The sequence below is a fragment of the Micromonospora humidisoli genome (assembly GCF_016900955.1).
Taxonomy (GTDB): Bacteria; Actinomycetota; Actinomycetes; order Mycobacteriales; family Micromonosporaceae; genus Micromonospora; species Micromonospora wenchangensis.
In genome coordinates this window covers 326,179-341,357 of the sequence record NZ_JAFEUO010000007.1, presented here as the reverse complement: position 1 = coordinate 341,357, position 15,179 = coordinate 326,179, and the positions used below count along the sequence as shown (strand labels likewise).

17 protein-coding genes are annotated in these 15,179 nt (G+C 73.1%); 5 read left to right on the top strand and 12 right to left on the bottom strand.

What is annotated here, in order from left to right; genetic code table 11:
* Window positions 1–2: 2 nt before the first annotated feature.
* From JQN84_RS25255 to JQN84_RS25235, 5 genes are read right to left on the bottom strand one after another with little or no spacing between them, the layout of a single operon-like run.
* Window positions 3–794, bottom strand: a complete 792-nt coding sequence (locus JQN84_RS25255; RefSeq protein WP_204961041.1) for an ABC transporter ATP-binding protein — start codon at window positions 792–794, stop codon at window positions 3–5.
* A complete protein-coding gene (locus tag JQN84_RS25250; RefSeq protein ID WP_204961040.1) occupies window positions 791–1,681 on the bottom strand; it encodes an ABC transporter permease in 891 nt (296 codons plus the stop codon). Before JQN84_RS25250 ends, JQN84_RS25255 begins: the two co-directional genes overlap by 4 nt.
* A 2-nt stretch (window positions 1,682–1,683) precedes the next feature.
* Window positions 1,684–2,607 carry an ABC transporter permease gene (locus JQN84_RS25245; protein ID WP_204961039.1) on the bottom strand — a complete coding sequence of 308 codons (924 nt, stop codon included), beginning with the start codon at window positions 2,605–2,607 and terminating at the stop codon, window positions 1,684–1,686.
* Window positions 2,604–3,449 (bottom strand): ABC transporter ATP-binding protein, encoded by an 846-nt coding sequence (locus tag JQN84_RS25240; RefSeq protein ID WP_204961038.1) that lies wholly within the window; start codon window positions 3,447–3,449, stop codon window positions 2,604–2,606. The genes JQN84_RS25245 and JQN84_RS25240 overlap by 4 nt, the downstream gene beginning before the upstream one ends.
* Before the next feature lie 2 nt (window positions 3,450–3,451).
* On the bottom strand, window positions 3,452–4,975 hold the full coding sequence (locus tag JQN84_RS25235; protein ID WP_204961037.1) for an ABC transporter substrate-binding protein: 1,524 nt from the start codon (window positions 4,973–4,975) through the stop codon (window positions 3,452–3,454).
* Between the two features lie 191 nt (window positions 4,976–5,166).
* Here JQN84_RS25235 and JQN84_RS25230 point away from each other — a divergent pair, with 191 nt between their 5' ends.
* Genes JQN84_RS25230 through JQN84_RS25220 form a run of 3 tightly spaced genes read left to right on the top strand, consistent with a single transcriptional unit; the run spans window position 5,167 to window position 7,228 of the window.
* Window positions 5,167–5,904 (top strand): enoyl-CoA hydratase/isomerase family protein, encoded by a 738-nt coding sequence (locus JQN84_RS25230; protein WP_204961036.1) that lies wholly within the window; start codon window positions 5,167–5,169, stop codon window positions 5,902–5,904.
* Window positions 5,901–6,719, top strand: coding sequence for a VOC family protein (locus JQN84_RS25225; protein ID WP_144081591.1), 819 nt, complete (start codon window positions 5,901–5,903; stop codon window positions 6,717–6,719). The genes JQN84_RS25230 and JQN84_RS25225 overlap by 4 nt, the downstream gene beginning before the upstream one ends.
* Window positions 6,716–7,228: a flavin reductase family protein gene (locus JQN84_RS25220; RefSeq protein ID WP_204961035.1), complete on the top strand. Its 513-nt coding sequence runs from the start codon at window positions 6,716–6,718 to the stop codon at window positions 7,226–7,228. The genes JQN84_RS25225 and JQN84_RS25220 overlap by 4 nt, the downstream gene beginning before the upstream one ends.
* 76 nt (window positions 7,229–7,304) lie before the next feature.
* Here JQN84_RS25220 and JQN84_RS25215 read toward each other — a convergent pair whose 3' ends face one another.
* The 5 genes from JQN84_RS25215 to JQN84_RS25195 are packed head-to-tail and all read right to left on the bottom strand — an operon-like array spanning window position 7,305 to window position 11,881.
* The gene (locus JQN84_RS25215; RefSeq protein WP_204961034.1) at window positions 7,305–7,793 is read right to left on the bottom strand and encodes a MaoC family dehydratase; all 489 of its coding nucleotides are present in this window, start codon (window positions 7,791–7,793) and stop codon (window positions 7,305–7,307) included.
* The gene (locus tag JQN84_RS25210; protein WP_204961033.1) at window positions 7,793–8,602 is read right to left on the bottom strand and encodes an enoyl-CoA hydratase/isomerase family protein; all 810 of its coding nucleotides are present in this window, start codon (window positions 8,600–8,602) and stop codon (window positions 7,793–7,795) included. The genes JQN84_RS25215 and JQN84_RS25210 overlap by 1 nt, the downstream gene beginning before the upstream one ends.
* On the bottom strand, window positions 8,599–9,555 hold the full coding sequence (locus JQN84_RS25205; protein ID WP_204961032.1) for a zinc-binding dehydrogenase: 957 nt from the start codon (window positions 9,553–9,555) through the stop codon (window positions 8,599–8,601). Before JQN84_RS25205 ends, JQN84_RS25210 begins: the two co-directional genes overlap by 4 nt.
* Window positions 9,552–11,009 (bottom strand): nitroreductase family protein, encoded by a 1,458-nt coding sequence (locus JQN84_RS25200; protein ID WP_204961031.1) that lies wholly within the window; start codon window positions 11,007–11,009, stop codon window positions 9,552–9,554. Before JQN84_RS25200 ends, JQN84_RS25205 begins: the two co-directional genes overlap by 4 nt.
* Window positions 11,006–11,881: a nuclear transport factor 2 family protein gene (locus JQN84_RS25195; protein WP_204961030.1), complete on the bottom strand. Its 876-nt coding sequence runs from the start codon at window positions 11,879–11,881 to the stop codon at window positions 11,006–11,008. The genes JQN84_RS25200 and JQN84_RS25195 overlap by 4 nt, the downstream gene beginning before the upstream one ends.
* Before the next feature lie 122 nt (window positions 11,882–12,003).
* On the opposite strand from JQN84_RS25195, the gene JQN84_RS25190 reads away from it, so the two are divergent.
* Complete coding sequence (locus JQN84_RS25190) at window positions 12,004–13,152, top strand: acyl-CoA dehydrogenase family protein (RefSeq protein ID WP_307821433.1); 1,149 nt, start codon at window positions 12,004–12,006, stop codon at window positions 13,150–13,152.
* Window positions 13,153–13,182: 30 nt separating this feature from the next.
* Here the strand turns inward: JQN84_RS25190 and JQN84_RS25185 are convergent, their stop codons facing one another.
* Both JQN84_RS25185 and JQN84_RS25180 read right to left on the bottom strand, forming a co-directional pair.
* Entirely contained in the window at window positions 13,183–13,818 is a 636-nt protein-coding gene (locus JQN84_RS25185; protein WP_204961028.1) for a TetR/AcrR family transcriptional regulator, read from the bottom strand.
* 151 nt (window positions 13,819–13,969) lie between these two features.
* Complete coding sequence (locus tag JQN84_RS25180; RefSeq protein WP_204961027.1) at window positions 13,970–14,878, bottom strand: hypothetical protein; 909 nt, start codon at window positions 14,876–14,878, stop codon at window positions 13,970–13,972.
* 107 nt (window positions 14,879–14,985) lie between these two features.
* Between JQN84_RS25180 and JQN84_RS25175 the strand changes: the two genes are divergently transcribed.
* Window positions 14,986–15,144, top strand: coding sequence for a hypothetical protein (locus JQN84_RS25175; RefSeq protein WP_204961026.1), 159 nt, complete (start codon window positions 14,986–14,988; stop codon window positions 15,142–15,144).
* Window positions 15,145–15,179: the final 35 nt, after the last annotated feature.

Sequence of the window (15,179 nt, the reverse complement as noted above, 5' to 3'; positions counted from 1 at the left end):
CTTCAGCTCCACGAGGGGATGGCGGCGAGCAGGCGTCGGGTGTACTCCTGCTGCGGTCGGTCCAGCACGGTCAGCGCGTCGCCCTGTTCGACGACCCGCCCGCCGCTCATCACCGCGATCCGGTCGCACAGGTCGCTGGCGAGCATCAGGTCGTGGGTGACGAAGAGCAGGCCGATGCCGAGTTCGTCGACGAGGGTGCGGAACAGGTCGACGACCTTGGTCTGGGTGGTGACGTCCAGGGCGGTGGTGCACTCGTCGGCGATCACCAGCGCGGGGCGGGTGACGACGGCGAGCCCGATGGCGACCCGCTGCCGCAGGCCGCCGGAGAGCTGGTGCGGGTAGCTGGCCAGCACCCGGCCGGGGTCGTCGATGCGCATCTGGGCCAGCACCTCCACCGAGCGCCGCTCGACCTCGGCCCGGCTGATGTCCCGGACGTGGCGGCGCAGCACCTCGGCGAGCTGGGTGCGGACCTTCAGCAGCGGGTTCAGCGACCGGGACGCGTCCTGGAAGACCATGCCGACGGCGCTGCCCCGGACCCGCGCGGTGCGGTCGACGCCGGGGGCCACCACCTGTTCGTCGCCGACGGTGACGGTGCCCCGGTCGACCCGGACGTTGCGGTCGAGCAGGCCGACGACGGCGCGGGCGAGGGTGGTCTTGCCGCTGCCGGACTCGCCGACGACACCGACGATCTGGCCCCGGCGGATCTCCAGGTCGACGTCGTCGAGCAGGGTCAGCTCGCCGTCGGCGAGCCGGGCGGTGATGGACAGCCCGGAGAGCTTCAGCAGTGCGCTCATCGCCGCCTCTTCCGTGGGTCGTGGTGGGTGAGCAGCGCGTCGCCGAGCAGGTTGACCAGCAGCACCAGCACGGTGATGGCGAGGCCGGGGAAGAAGGCGATCCACCAGGCCTGGCTCAGTTCGTCCTGGCCGGAGGCGAGCATCGAGCCCCAGCTGTTCATCGGCGGCACCACGCCCAGGCCGAGGAAGCTCAGCGCGCTCTCGACCAGGATCGCGGTGCCGACCTGGAGGGTGCCGAGGGCGACGATGGTGCCGGCGAGGTTGGGCAGGATGTGCCGGAAGACGATCCGGGGTTCGGACGCGCCGGCCGCGCGCAGACCGACGACGAACTGGCGTTCCCGGATGGCCAGGGTCGCCGCCCGGGTGACCCGGGCGCAGACCGCCCAGCCGGTGAGCGCCAGCACCAGGAACAGCACCGGCAGGGAGCTGCCCCGGTTGGCGATGATGGCGAGGGCGACCAGGATGAACGGCAGGGCGAGCTGGGCGTCGATGAGGATCGAGATGACCCGGTCGACCCAGCCCCGGAAGTAGCCGGCCAGCAGGCCGAGCAGGGTGCCGGGGCCGATCGCGACGAGCGCGCCGACCAGGCCGATCACGATGGTCAGCCGGCCGGCCGAGACGAACTGGGTGAGCAGGTCCTGGCCGAGCTTGTCGGTGCCGAGGGGGTGCGCCCAGCTGCCGCCGGCCAGGAACGCGGGCGGCTGGCGGGTCGCGTCGAGGTCCTGGCCGGCGGCGGGCAGCAGCCCGGTCAGCGGCAGCACGAACACCGCGACGGCGGCCACCGCCAGCGGCAGGGCCAGCCAGAACACCGAGGTACGCGCCCGGCGGCCGGCCCGGCGCGGGGGCACCGCCGGGGCGGTGACCGGGTCGAGTTCGAGTTGGCTCATGCTCACCGCACCCTCGGGTCGACGATCGAGTGCAGGACGTCGACGAGCAGGTTCAGCAGCACGAACACCAGCGCGCCGAACACCACGATCGCCTGCACCAGCGGGAAGTCGCGGAACTGGATGGCCTGCAACGCGAGCTGGCCGAGACCGGGCCAGGAGTACACGTACTCCACGGCGACCGCGCCGGAGAGCAGGATGCCGGTCTGCAGCACGACGATGGTGAGGATCGGCATCATCGCGTTGGTGAAGGCGTGCCGCCACACCACCCGGCGGGTGCTGATGCCCCGGGCGCGGGCGGAGTCGATGTAGGGCTCGGCCAGCGCGTCGCTCATCGAGGCGCGGGTGAGCCGGGCGATGTGCGCCATCGGGTAGACCGACATGGTGAGCGCGGGCAGGATCAGGTGTCTCGGGCTGCCGGACTGGCCGGCGGGCAGCCAGCCGAGTTTGACGGCGAACAGCACCACCAGCATCATGCCGAACCAGAAGACCGGCACGGACTGGCCGAGCAGGGCGACGGTGGAGGCCCCCCGGTCCCACCAGGTGCCCTCCCGGGTCGCCGCGAGCACCCCGAGCGGCACGCCGACCAGCAGCGCGAGGGCCATGCCCGCACCGACCAGTTGCAGGGTGTACGGCAGCCGGTCGGCGATCATCGAGGTGTTGGACTGGTAGAACTGCAACGACTGGCCGAGGTCGCCGGTGAAGACGCCCTTGAGGTAGTCGAGGTACTGCACGACGACGGGCAGGTCCAGGCCGAGCTGCTGGCGCAGCGCCTCGCGTTGTTCGGGCGGGGCCATCGGGCCGAGGATGGTGGCGGTCGGGTCGCCGGAGAGCCGGCCGAGCAGGAACGCCAGGCTGAGCGCGATGAGCAGCGAGGCGAACAGCGACGCGAGCCGGCCGCCGACGCGGCGTACGGTGCTGGCCTTCATCGGCGGGACCTCCAGCGCACGCCGGGCATCGCGGCGAGCAGTTCGCGGGTGTAGTCGTTCTCGGGGGTGCCGAAGACCCGGTCGCAGGGTCCCGCCTCGACGACCCGCCCCCGGTACATCACGTGCACGACGTCGCAGAGCGACCGGACCACCGCCAGGTCGTGGCTGATCATCAGCAGCGCCGCGCCGGTGGTGGCCCGGATCTGGCGCAGCAGGGCCAGCACGTCGGCCTGGACGGAGACGTCGAGGCCGGAGGTCGGCTCGTCGGCGACGATGAGGCGGGGGCGCATCAGCAGCGCGCGGGCGATGCAGACCCGCTGCGCCTGGCCCCCGGAGAGCTGGTGGGGGTAGCGGTCGAGCAGGTCCGGGGCGAGCCGGACCCGGCCGAGCAGGTCGGCGTCGTCGATCCAGGAGGTCCGTTCGGGTTGCAGCGCCCGCAGTTCCCGTAGCCCGGAGCGGACCGACTGGCGGGGGTCGAGCGAGCCGTGCGGGTCCTGGAAGACCACCTGCACCTCGGGGCGCAGCCGACGCAGCTGGGCACGGCTGACCGCCGCCAGCGAGTGGCCGAGCAGCCGGATGTCGCCCCGGCCGCGCGGGCCCAGCCCGGTGGCCGCCATCGCCAGGGTGGTCTTGCCGGAGCCGGACTCGCCGACGACGGCGACGCTCTCGCCGGCCGCGATGCGCAGCGACACCTGGTCGACGGCGCGGAAGAGCGCGCCGGTGCCGCCGTCGCGGTGCTCGACGACGAGGTCGTCGACCTCCAGCACGGGAGGCTCCGACTCCGGGGTGCGGGGGTGCCGGGCGAGGTCGCCCGGCACCCCCGTCTCCACTACCTCGGACATGGTCAGCGGGTCGTCTTCGTGAAGTCCACGGTGTTCAGCGGGCCGAACACCACGCCGGAGACGCCGGGGCCGGTCGCGTAGTTGAACACCTGCCGGTACAGCGGCACGTAGCAGTGCTTCTGCACCACGCCGATCGTGTTGAGCTGCTCGTAGATCGGGGCGGCCTGCTGGGCGTCGTTCTGTTCCAGCGCCTGCTGGGCCAGGGTGTCGATCTGCGGGTCGGGGCAGTTGCCGGTGATCGACTTGGTCTTCATGAAACCGCTGACGAAGTAGTCGGGCACGGCGACGTTCGGCACCCCGGCGAAGATCGACAGACCGGGCACCTGGCGGCCGACGATCCGCTTGACCAGCGTGCCGTAGTCCAGCGGCACGTAGCTGACCTTGAAGCCGGCCTTCTCCAGGCTGCCGCCGACGGCCTGGGACACCTCTTCGATGTTGGTGTACTGGGCCGCCGGGTAGGTGATCTGCACGGTCGGGGTGGCCCCGCCGAGGAGTTCCTTGGCCTTGGCGGCGTCGGCGGTCACGCTCTGCGTCGGCTGCTGACCGGGTTTGACGTTGAGCAGCCCGGCGTCGGCGACCGCCTGGCCGTCGAAGATGCCCTTGACGATGGCGTCGCGGTCGATGGCCAGGGCCGCCGCCTCGCGCAGCTTCGGGTCGTCGAACGGCGCCTTGGTGGAGTCGAGGAAGGCGATGATCTTCATGGCGGTCTCGGTGCTGACCACCTCGACCCCGGCGGCCTTGGCGGCGCTGGCCTGGGCCGGCGGCAGGTCGAAGGAGACGTCCACGCTCTTGCTCTGGATCAGCGCGAGCCGCTGGGCGGCCTCGTTGGCCCAGGTGAAGGTGACACCCTCGTTGGTCGCCTTGGTGCCCCAGTAGTCGGGGTTGCGCTTGACCGAGATGTCGCGGCCGGCGTTCGCGCCCGACCAGACGTACGGGCCGGTGCCGACGGGTGCGGCGGCGAAGCCCTCCGAGCCCTTCTCCTGGTAGTACTTCGGCGGCACCAGGTAGACGGTGGTGAGCAGGTCGGGGATGTCGTACTGCGGGGTCTTGGTCGTGACCACGACGGTGGTGGCGTCGGGCGTCTCGATCGCGGTGACGTTGCCGAAGTACGACTTGAGCTGTGAGGCCGGGTTGTCGCGGGTGAGCGTGATGGTGTTGGCGACCGCCGCCGCGTCGGCCTTCTCGCCGTTGCTGAAGCTGATGTCGGGCCGGACCTTGAACGTCCAGGTGGTGGCGTCGGTGCGGGTCCAGCTCGTGAGCAGGCCGGTGTCGGCCGGCGCGAGGTCGCTACCGGTGTTGATCAGAGGTTCGAGCATCGTCGCCCAGACGATCTGGGCGGAACGCGCGCCGACGATCGGGTCGAGGGTCGCCGGTTGGGCGGCGAGCAGCGCCCGGATCGGGCCGGTGCCCGAGCCGCCGGAGTTGTCGGAGTCGGAGCCGCCGCACCCGGTGAGGCCGGCGCCCACGACGGTCAGCGCGGCGGCCAGTGCCAGGAAGCGCCGGGAGCGCAGGGATTTCATGATCATCATGGGTGTCCTTCACTGCGATGGACCCGTTCTGTCTCCGCGTGAGGCGGCGGTGACGTTCGCCACAAAGTACCGACCAGCCGGTATCAAGTCAACGGGTCAACCCGGTATCCCGCTCATGACATTCGCATGACAAAGGCCCGCCGGCCAGCGCCGTTGTGTTCATACCGACCGGTTTGTATGATACCGCGGTGACCATCACCCTCACCCATGGGCACGACGGCCGCCTCGCCCGGGTCCGCTTCGACAACGCGGCGCGCGGCAACTGTTTCGACACCCCGACGCTGCACCGGCTCGTCGACACCCTGGAGACCGCCGCCGCCGACGCGACCTGCGCGGTCATCCGCCTCGACATGGCCGGGCGGCACTTCTGCGCCGGCTGGGACACCTCGTCGTTCACCGCGCTGGCCGGGGCCACCCGCGAGGAGGTCGCCGCCGACCTGCGCGCCAGCGACACCGCGGTGCAGCGCATCCGTCGGCTCCCGGTGCCCGTCGTCGCCGCCGTCCGGGGGCGGATCATCGGGTTCGGCGTCGGCCTGCTCAGCGCCGTACACCTGCCGGTCGCCGCCGCCGACGCCCGGCTGTCCCTGCCGGAGGCGCGCTACGGCTTCGCCCCCGCCGGGGTCGGCCACACCATCGCCCGGTCGGTGCCCCGGCCGCACGCCTACCACCTGCTCACCGGGGTGGCGGAGGCGACCGCCGGGCAACTGCGCGACTGGGGCCTGGTCGCCCGGGTGGTCCCCGACGACGAGCTGGACCGGGCGGTCGACGAGCTCGTCGACGCGTTGCTGGCCGTGCCGGGGGCGACCCTGCGCGCGGTGGTCGGCGTCGTCGAGTCGAGCCTGGTCACCGGGACCGCCGACCAGGCGTACGACATCTCGGCCCGCACGATCGTCGCGGGCCCGGCCACCAGGGGGGCAACCGGATGAGACCACGCTTCCAGCCCGGCGAGGCGGTCTGGGTGGAGCTGTGCACACCCGACCCGGCGCAGGCCGAGACCTTCTACGCCGCGCTGCTCGGCTGGACGGTCCGCGCCGAACGCCTCGGCGGCACCACCTACCGGATGTGCAGCATCGACGGGCGGGACGTCGCCGGGATCTCCGACGCCGCCGCCCTGCACGGCGACCGCCCCCGGGGCTGGCTCACCTACTTCGCCGTCGACGACATCGCCGCGTCCGCCCGGCAGGCAGTGGCGCTCGGCGGCGAACTGGTCGCGCCGCCGCGGTATCTGCCGGCGGCGGGCACCGGCGCGGCGGTGATCGACCCGTTCGGCGCGGCCTTCGGCCTCTACCAGGGTGAGTCGCGTGTCGGCGTCCAGGCGGTCAACTCGGTCGGGGCGCTGTGCTGGAACGAACTGGACACCGGTGAGCCGGCCGAGGCGGTGGCCTACTACCGCACGTTGTTCGGCTACACCACCCAGCAGCGCGACGACTCGCCGACGGCCCGGCCCTACACGGTGCTGATGCTCGCCGACGTGCCGGTCGCCGGGGTCCTCGAACTCGACAACGCCTGGCCGAACCCCATCCCGTCGACGTGGGTCACCTACTTCGCCGTCGCCTCGCTCGACGACGCGCTGGCCCGGGTGACCGCCCTGGGCGGCAAGCCGACCGTCGGGCCGGTCGACACCCCGCACGGCCGGCTGCACCTGGTGAAGGACCCGGGTGGGCACACCCTGTGCCTGATCCAGCTCGACACCGGGCTGCGTCCCGACCACGACTCCTGCGACCCGGCGGTGAACCGATGATGGCCGAGCCCCTGTTCGACTCCGCCGAGTTCCGCCAGGTGTGCGGGCACTTCCCCACCGGCGTGACGGCGGTGACGGCGGTGACCGCCGGGGGCGCGGTCGCCGCGCTGACCGTGAACTCGTTCACCTCGGTCTCCCTGCACCCGGCGAAGGTGCTGTTCTGCGTCACCAGCTTCTCGTCGAGCTTCCCGGTGCTGATGGACGCCGACCGGATCGCCGTGCACATCCTCAGCCAGGACCAGGAGGACGTGGCCCGGCGGTTCGCCACCTCCGGGCTGTCCGGGGAGCAACGGCTCGACGGGGTGTCCTGGGTGCCCGGCCCCGACGGCGTCCCGCTGCTGCCCGACACCCCGGCGATCCTGGCCGGACGGCGCGACGAGGTGATCACCAGCGGCGACCACGTGATCGTCCTGATCGACGTCGACCGGGTCCACCTCAAGCCGACCGACGTGCCCGCGCTGTCGTTCTACCGGGGCCGGTTCGTCGCGCCGTCGCGGACGACCGAGTGACCACCGCCGCCGGGCCGGGTGACCGCCGGCCCGGCGGCGGCCGTGACCCGGCCGACGCCTGGCGGCGGCTCCCCGCTCAGGCGTAGTAGCGGAACAGGATCTCCGCCACGCAGCAGGGCTGCGACGTGTCGGCGAACTCCACCGCCACCGACGCCTTGGCCTGCACGCCGGGGGTGGCCTCCGGGCCGGGCGCGGTGATCGCGGTGGCCGCGACGAGCGTCGCGGTGCCCTGGATCTCGACCCCCGGCGGCAGCGGCCTGACGAACCGGACCCGGTCGAGCCCGTAGTTGACCCCCATCGAGAAGGTCCGCACCTCCAGGATGTCGGCGAGCAGGCACGGGACGAGGGCCAGGGTGAGGAACCCGTGCACGACGGTGCCGCCGAACGGCCCGGACCGGGCCCGTTCGACGTCGACGTGGATCCACTGGTGGTCCCCGGTGACGTCGGCGAACTGGTCGACCTGCCGCTGGGTCACCACCTGCGGCGCGCTGACGCCCAGCTCCGTGCCGACCAGCCCCAGCAGGTCGGAAGGGGTGTCGACGGTGGTCCGTCTCATGGTGCGCATCAGGGGTGCTCCGTTCCGGGTGGTCGGTCCAGGGTGGCGGGTCGGGTCGGTGTCCCGGGGGTGTGGCGGTCGGGCGGGGACGCGGCTGCGGCACGGGCCGCCGCCTGGGCCGTGACGTGCGCGGTGAGGGTCTCCCACTCCCGGTCCCAGTCCGCCTCGGCAACCGGCGGGCGGGCGAGCGTGAGCATCCGGCGGACCGCCGCCGGGTCGCGGGCCGCGACCGCGTCGGCCAGCGCGTCGACGTGCCCGACGAGCCGGTCGGCGGCGACGGCGGCGCTGACCAGTCCCCGGCGCTCGGATTCCTCGGCGGACCAGGTCTCCCCCGTGAGCAGCAGACGGCGGGCGGGCGCGGGGCCGACGGCGAGGGGCAGCAGGACGCTTGACCCCCAGCCGGGGACCTGACCGGCGGCGAGGTGCCGGTCGCCGATCCGGGCGGTGTCGGCGGCGACCGCGATGTCGCAGCCGAGCAGCAGTTCGAGGCCGCCGCCGAAGGCCGCCCCGTTGACCGCGGCGACGGTGGGCACCGGGGCGGCCCGGAGGGCGCGGACGAGGCGGCGGCCCCGGTCGAGGTGGGCCAGCAGCGCGGGCAGGTCGCCGAGCAGGCCGGTGGCCTCGGCGAGGTCGGCTCCGGCGCAGAAGCTGCGGCCGGTGCCGGTGAGCACCAGCACCCGTACCGCCGGGTCGGCCGCGCCGGCCAGCCACCGTTCGAGACCGGTCAGCACGGTGCTGTCGCAGGCGTTGCCGGACCCGGGCCGGTCGATGCGCGCCCAGAGGGCGGCCCCGCGCCGGGTCAGCACCACGGAGGTCACGTCAGGCTCACGCAGAGCTTGCCGAACGCGGTGCCGGCCAGCATCCGGCCCGCCTGGGTACGAATGTCGGCGAGGTCGACGACGCTGTCGACGACCGGCCGAATACGGTGGGTGTCGACGAACCCCACCAGCGCCTCGAACTCGTCGAGGGTGCCCATGGTCGCGCCGTGCACGCTGATCTCCCGGGCAAAGAGCCGCGGCAGGTCCAGCTCGGCGGTGAAGCCGCTGGTGCCGCCGCACACCACGATGGTGCCGCCGGCCCGGGTGCAGCGGGTCGAGTGGTCGAAGGTGACCGCGCCGACGGTCTCCACCACGATGTCGGCGAGTTCCGGGGTCCGCGCGCCGACGTCCAGGGCGACGGCCGCGCCGAGGGCGAGGGCCCGTTCCCGTTTGGCCGCCGACCGGGAGGTGACCATGACAGTGGCGCCGGCGGCCACGGCGAGGCTGATCGCGGCGGTCGCCACCCCGCCGCCCGCGCCCTGCACCAGCACGGTCCGCCCGGGACCGACCGCCGCCCGGGTGAACAGCATCCGGTACGCGGTGAGCCAGGCGGTCGGGAGGCTGGCGGCCTCGGCCCAGCTCAGTCCGGCGGGCTTGGCGACGAGGTGGGCCGCCGGGACGACGATCCGTTCGGCGAGCACGCCGTGGCCGGCGTCGGGCAGCAGGGTGGCGTGCGGGACGGTCCGGCCGTCCGGCGCGGTGGGCAGCACCGGGTAGACGATCACCTCGCGGCCTGCGGCGACGCCGGCCGCGTCGCTGCCGATGACCCGGGGCCCGTCGTGCCCGGTGGTGCCGATGCCGCGCAGCGTCCACAGGTCGTGCATGTTCAGCGCACCGGCCCGGACGTCGACCTCCACCCAGCCCGGTGGCGTCTGCGGGACGGCGAGGTCGCCGACGAGCAGCGCGCCCACCGGGTCGGCGGCGCTCGGGGTGCGGACGTGGGCGGCTCTCACCGGGTCGCCGATCCGGCCGGCTCGGTGGGCCCGTTCCAGAACGCCACGTCGGCGAGGTCGGCGCGGGCGGCGGGGCGGAAGTCCAGGCCCCGGGTGTAGGCGACCGGGACGAGGGTGACCGGTCGCCAGTCGTCGGGCAGGCCGAGCACCTCGCGTACCCGGGTGGCCCGGTGGGCCAGGGCGGTGGCCAGCACCGAGCCGAGGCCCCGGGAGCGCAGGGCGAGCTGGAACGACCAGGCGAACGGGAAGATCGACCCGTAGTAGCCGGAGGCGGTGCCGCCGACGGGCCGTTGCGGAACCGGTTTGGTGCTGCACAGCACGACCAGGACGGGCACCTGCGCCAGGTGGTCGACGAGGTGCTTGACGGCGGCGAGGACCCGCTGCTGGCGGGCCTGGGCCTGCGGGTCGGCCCGGACGCCGGGTGACAACCGGGTGGTGGTGGCCGCCTCGCCGTCGGCCAGCGGGCGGGCGACGGTGGCGTGCCAGATCTCGGTGTACAGGGTGGACAGTTTCCGCCTGAGTGCCGGGTCGTCGACCGCGACGATCCGCCAGTCCTCCAGGTTGGAGCCCATCGGTGCCTGCTGGGCGAGGCGCAGGCACTCCTCGACGACGGCGCGGCCGACGGGCCGGTCGAAGTCCAGCCGGTGGCGCACCGCGCGGGTGGTGGTCAGCACCTCGTCGATGTCGGTGATCACTGCGCCGGTCATCGGTGCTCCTCTCCGGTGAGTCGGTCGACGGGCTTGTCCCGGTAGGGCAACGGGGTTCCCCACCGGTCGAGGTAGCTGACGCTGCGCACGGGTCGGCGGGCGGCGACCCTGAAGTCGGTGCCGAGGGTGTACGCGACAGGCAGCATGGGTGATCTGCACCGCGCCGTCGGGGATGCCGAGCAGCGCGGCGACGGCGGCGGCGTGGTGCAGGTGCAGGGTGGTGATGACGGTGCCGAGTCCGCGCGCCCGCAGCGCCAGGTTGAACTGCCAGATCGCCGGATAGAGCGACCCGTAGAGGGCGGAGTTGGTGCCGGGGCCGCCGGTGGCCGGGTCGGGCCGGGTGGCGCACGGGATGACCAGGTACGGGGCCCGCCCGATGTGCTGCGCGAGGTGTTCGGCTCCGGCGAGGATACGGGCGGTGCGGGCGCTGACCGTGCCGTCCGCGTCGACGCCGCCGAGGCGGCCCCGGACCAGGTCGTTGCCGGTGCCGGCCGCGCTGTGCAGTGGTTCGTGCACGTGGGTGCGGTAGGCGGCGTGGTAGAGCGTCGCCAGTTCGGCCTTGAGCGCCGGGTCGCCGACGACGAGCCAGCGCCAGTCCTCGGCGCCGCCGCCGGTGGGCGCCTGGACGGCGAGTTGGAGGCACTCGCCGACGAGGTCGAGGGGCACCGGGCGGTCGTAGTCGAGGCGGAGCCGGACCGACCGGGTGGTGGTCAGCACGTGGTTGAGGTCGGTGAACGGCAGGGTCATCGGTCGGCCTCCGGGGCGACGCCCAGCAGGTCGGTGACGTGCAGGGTGTCGCAGTACTCGCGGACCCCGGCGATGCCGCCGGGTCGGACGTCGACGATCCAGAGGTAGCGGTTCTGGTAGCGGGCGCCGTCGCCGAGGACGGCGTGTCCGTGGGCCTCGACGGCGACCAGGGTGTCGTCGACGATCCACCGGTCGGCGGTGACCGCGATCCCGGGGGACCGGTAGGTCCCGCCGGCCAGTCGGGCCCGCATCGCGGCGAGTTTCCCGCTCATCGCGACCCGGCCGTGCAACGGCCCGTTGGCGTCGAGGTCGCCCCGGGCGAGGGCCGGCCACATCGCCAGCGCGGTCGCCAGCGCCGGGGGCACGTCGACCGGGTCGGGCGGGTCGTGGTGCGGGGGGTCGTCGAGGCTGCTGCGGGGTACGGGCGCGTCGTCGCCCACGACATGCTGCGCGTGGGCGGTGTCGAGGTACTCCCGCACGGCGACGATCGCGCCGGTCGGGTCCACGTCGACGACGAAGCCGTAGCGGTTGGCGTACTCGCGTCCGCTGGCGTGGACGCCGTACCCCTCGACCTCGATGACGCAGGTGTCGTCCCCGGCGACGATCCGGCGGGGGATCTGCCGACAGCCGGTGGGGAACGCGTGCGGGCCGAGGGACCGCATCAGCGCCAGCTTGTCGCCCATCCGCATCAGGCCGTGCAGCGGGAAGCGTCCACTGCCGTGCGGCGCGAGAGCCGGATCGCCGCCGCGCCGGTCCGGGCCGGTGTCCACCCACCAGGTCGCGTCGGCGGCGCACAACCGGGCGAGGCCGCCGAGGCTGCCCCGGTCGAGCGCGGAGACGAAGTCCATGCCTGCCCGGACCGCGCGGGTCATCCGGCCTCCCACATTCCGACTGGTGGGTATCTAACACCGCCGGCCCGGACAACTCAAGGGGTGACCAACATACCGACCGGATGGTATTTTGCTGGCCGGCGGTTCCGACGAGGGGGTCTGTGGTGTTCGAGGCGTACCGGTTGCCCGAGGAGCACGAGGCGGTCCGCGAGGCGGTCCGCGAGGTCTGTGCCGCCAAGGTGGCCCCGTACGCCGCCGAGGCCGACGAGACGGGGCAGTTCCCCGGCCCCAGCTACGAGGCGCTGCGCGCCGCCGACTTCCACGCCCCGCACATCCCCGTCGAGTACGGCGGGGCCGGTGCGGACGCCCTGGCGACCGCGATCGTCATCGAGGAGGTCGCCCGCGCCTGCGCCTCGTCGGCCCTCATCCCCGCCGGCAACAAGCTCGGCACCATGCCGCTGCTGCTGGCCGGGTCCGAGGAACTCCGACGGCGTTATCTGAGGCCGGTGGCGGCGGGTGAGGCGATGTTCTCGTACTGCCTGTCGGAGCCCGAGGCCGGCAGCGACGCGGCATCGATGACCACCAAAGCAGTCCGCGACGGCGACCACTGGATCCTCAACGGCGTCAAACGATGGATCACCAACGCCGGCGTCTCACAGTTCTACACCGTGTTCGCCGTCACCGACCCGGCGGCCCGCTCCCGCGGCATCTCCGCCTTCGTCGTCGACAAGTCCGACCCCGGCGTCAGCTTCGGCGCACCCGAGAAGAAACTCGGCATCAAAGGCTCCCCCACCCGCGAGGTCTACCTCGACAACGTCCGCATCCCCGCCGACCGCATCATCGGCGACCCCGGCACCGGCTTCACCACCGCCATGCGCACCCTCGACCACACCCGGGTCACCATCGCCGCCCAAGCCGTCGGCATCGCCCAGGGCGCCCTGGACTACGCCAAGGGCTACATCCGCGAACGCAAACAGTTCGGCAAACCGGTCGCCGAGTTCCAGGGCATCCAGTTCATGCTCGCCGACATGGGCATGAAGCTGGAGGCGGCACGGCAGCTGACCTACGCGGCGGCCGGGAAGTCCGAGCGTGGCGACGCGGACCTCACCTACTTCGGGGCGGCCGCGAAGTGTTTCGCCTCCGACGCCGCGATGGAGATCACCACCGACGCCGTCCAACTCCTCGGCGGCTACGGCTACACCCGCGACTACCCCGTCGAACGCATGATGCGCGACGCCAAGATCACCCAAATCTACGAAGGCACCAACCAGGTCCAACGCATCGTCATGGCCCGCCAACTCCTCAAGGACTGAGCAGCGGGGACCGGCGCGCGCCGGCGGGACTCAGGCGGTCAGACCCTCCAGCACCATCGCGCTGAACTGGCGGGCCACCTCGTCGACGCTGAGCGGTCCGCCGACGTTGAGCCACTGGTAGGCCCAGGCACACATGCCGACCAGCCCGAAGGTGGCGATGCGCGGGTCGACGTCCGCGCGGAACGTCCCCCGGGCGACCCCGTCGGCGATCATCCCGGCGAACGCGGCCTCCACCAGGCCCCGCTTGCGGGTCACCTCGGCGAACAGGTCACCGGAGAGGTACCGCCGCTCCTGGTAGAAGATCGTCACGTGGGCCCGGTACTCGGCCACGCTGGTGAGGCTGAACCGGATCAGCTCGCGTACCCGTACGGTCGGGTCGTCGCTGTCGGCCTCGATCTTCTGGATCGCGGCGAGCTGCGCCTCCAGGTACTCCTCCTGGATATGCCGCAGCAGGTCGTCCTTGCTGGCGAAGTGGTGGTAGAAGGCACCCTTGGTGAGCTGCGCCTGGTCGGCGATCTCCTGCACCGAGGTGCGGTCGAAGCCCCGTTGCTCGATCAGCCCCAACGCGCTGGTGATCAACGAGTTGCGGGTGTTCTCCGGGTCGTACCCGTCGGGCCAGCGCTGCCGGCGTCGGGTCGACTCCGGCCGGGACGTCGCACGCGCCATTGGTGGCCTCCTATCCCCGGTGCAACCCCACAATGCTACCGTCCGGTCGGAAGGAAACGAAGAGAGCCACCCCGGTCAATCCGTCCGGGAAGTGTCGCGCACCCCCCAGGGGGAAGCCCCCGCGGTGACACCGGCCGTACGCGGGGCGGACTCAGCGGCGGGTGTCGCCCGAGCGGCCCCGACCCGGCCCGGCGGCGCGGAGGCCGACGCGTGGCGCGCGGACCACCGGGGACGCCCCGGCACCGGGACGGAACTCGCGGGCCGCGGCGGCGACCAGTTCGTCCGGGTCGTCGGTGAGCGCGCGCCGCAGGTGCGCCGGGACGAGTTCCGACGTCGCCACCGCCATCCGCACCTGCGCCGACCGGTCCTCGACCAGGGGACGCAGGTCGGCTTCGTCGAGCGCGACGGCGGACACCAGCGCGGCCCGGACGTCCGGCACCGGGTCCCCGGCGAGGGCGCGACGGTGCTCGGCGGTGGTCCGCGGGTTGCGCGCCAGACCCTTGCGTACCCGGGCCGTGCGGTCGGCCAGCAGCGTGGTCATCACGTCGGAGTCGTGGGTGTGCGCGGCGAGGCGTTCCCGCACCTCGGGTGAGACGTCGTCGACCAGCCGCGCGGCCAGCTCCGGCTCCAGGTCACGCGACTCGGCGAGCAGGCCCCGCAGTTCCTTGTCGGCGGTCTGCGCCATCGCCCGGCGTACCGACGCGTCGCAGGCCGGGTTGCCGGCGACCGCCCAGCGGACCCACCGGTCGGCGTCCCTGACCAGGCGCAGCAGGTTGGCGATCGAGGTGGCGGGATTACGCGCCACGGCCTCCCGCACCTCGCGGTCACGGTCACGGGTGAGCGGGCGCAACGCCTGGGCGGGCGCGTCGGCCCGGGTGGCGACCGCCCGGCGGACCGCCGGCGACGGGTCGGCGGCCAGGTCGATCAGGGTCAGGTGGGTGGTGCCCGGGTCCTGCGCGAGGCGGAGCCGGGCGTCCGCGTCGCCCTGCGTCGTCGGGTCCGGTCCGGTGTCCGCCCCTGCGTGCCGCCCGGTTCCGTCGACGTCCTGCGTTCTGCCCATCGCGTCATCATGTCACGGTCGGCCGGGGACACCGCCGGGCCGACCACCGCTGCGCCGACCTCGGATGTTCGCCGGGGTGGTGATGGCGTGCGCGATCGGCATCCTGCGTGTTCCAGGACTACAGCCGCTCGCTGTTCCCTTGGCTCACCGTCGAACGCGACATCGGGCTGCCGCTGCGCCGCGACCGGGGCCAGATCGTCAGCAAGCAGGCGCCCCTGTTCGGCAAGCTGCGCAGCGAGGTGATGGACCTGGTCATGGGCCACTGACCGACCCGCTGCGGGCCGCCGGGGTCGTCCTGCCG

Excerpts from the sequence above, each read along its gene's own strand:
- JQN84_RS25195 (WP_204961030.1), bottom strand. The coding sequence starts at position 11,881 with ATGACCCGCGCGGTCCGGGCAGGCATGGACTTCGTCTCCGCGCTCGAC.
- JQN84_RS25215 (WP_204961034.1), bottom strand. The coding sequence starts at position 7,793 with ATGCGCACCATGAGACGGACCACCGTCGACACCCCTTCCGACCTGCTG.
- JQN84_RS25200 (WP_204961031.1), bottom strand. The coding sequence starts at position 11,009 with ATGACCCTGCCGTTCACCGACCTCAACCACGTGCTGACCACCACCCGG.
- JQN84_RS25245 (WP_204961039.1), bottom strand. The coding sequence starts at position 2,607 with ATGAAGGCCAGCACCGTACGCCGCGTCGGCGGCCGGCTCGCGTCGCTG.
- JQN84_RS25180 (WP_204961027.1), bottom strand. The coding sequence starts at position 14,878 with ATGGGCAGAACGCAGGACGTCGACGGAACCGGGCGGCACGCAGGGGCG.
- JQN84_RS25255 (WP_204961041.1), bottom strand. The coding sequence starts at position 794 with ATGAGCGCACTGCTGAAGCTCTCCGGGCTGTCCATCACCGCCCGGCTC.
- JQN84_RS25235 (WP_204961037.1), bottom strand. The coding sequence starts at position 4,975 with ATGATCATGAAATCCCTGCGCTCCCGGCGCTTCCTGGCACTGGCCGCC.
- JQN84_RS25225 (WP_144081591.1), top strand. The coding sequence starts at position 5,901 with ATGAGACCACGCTTCCAGCCCGGCGAGGCGGTCTGGGTGGAGCTGTGC.
- JQN84_RS25240 (WP_204961038.1), bottom strand. The coding sequence starts at position 3,449 with ATGTCCGAGGTAGTGGAGACGGGGGTGCCGGGCGACCTCGCCCGGCAC.
- JQN84_RS25250 (WP_204961040.1), bottom strand. The coding sequence starts at position 1,681 with ATGAGCCAACTCGAACTCGACCCGGTCACCGCCCCGGCGGTGCCCCCG.
- JQN84_RS25220 (WP_204961035.1), top strand. The coding sequence starts at position 6,716 with ATGATGGCCGAGCCCCTGTTCGACTCCGCCGAGTTCCGCCAGGTGTGC.
- JQN84_RS25185 (WP_204961028.1), bottom strand. The coding sequence starts at position 13,818 with ATGGCGCGTGCGACGTCCCGGCCGGAGTCGACCCGACGCCGGCAGCGC.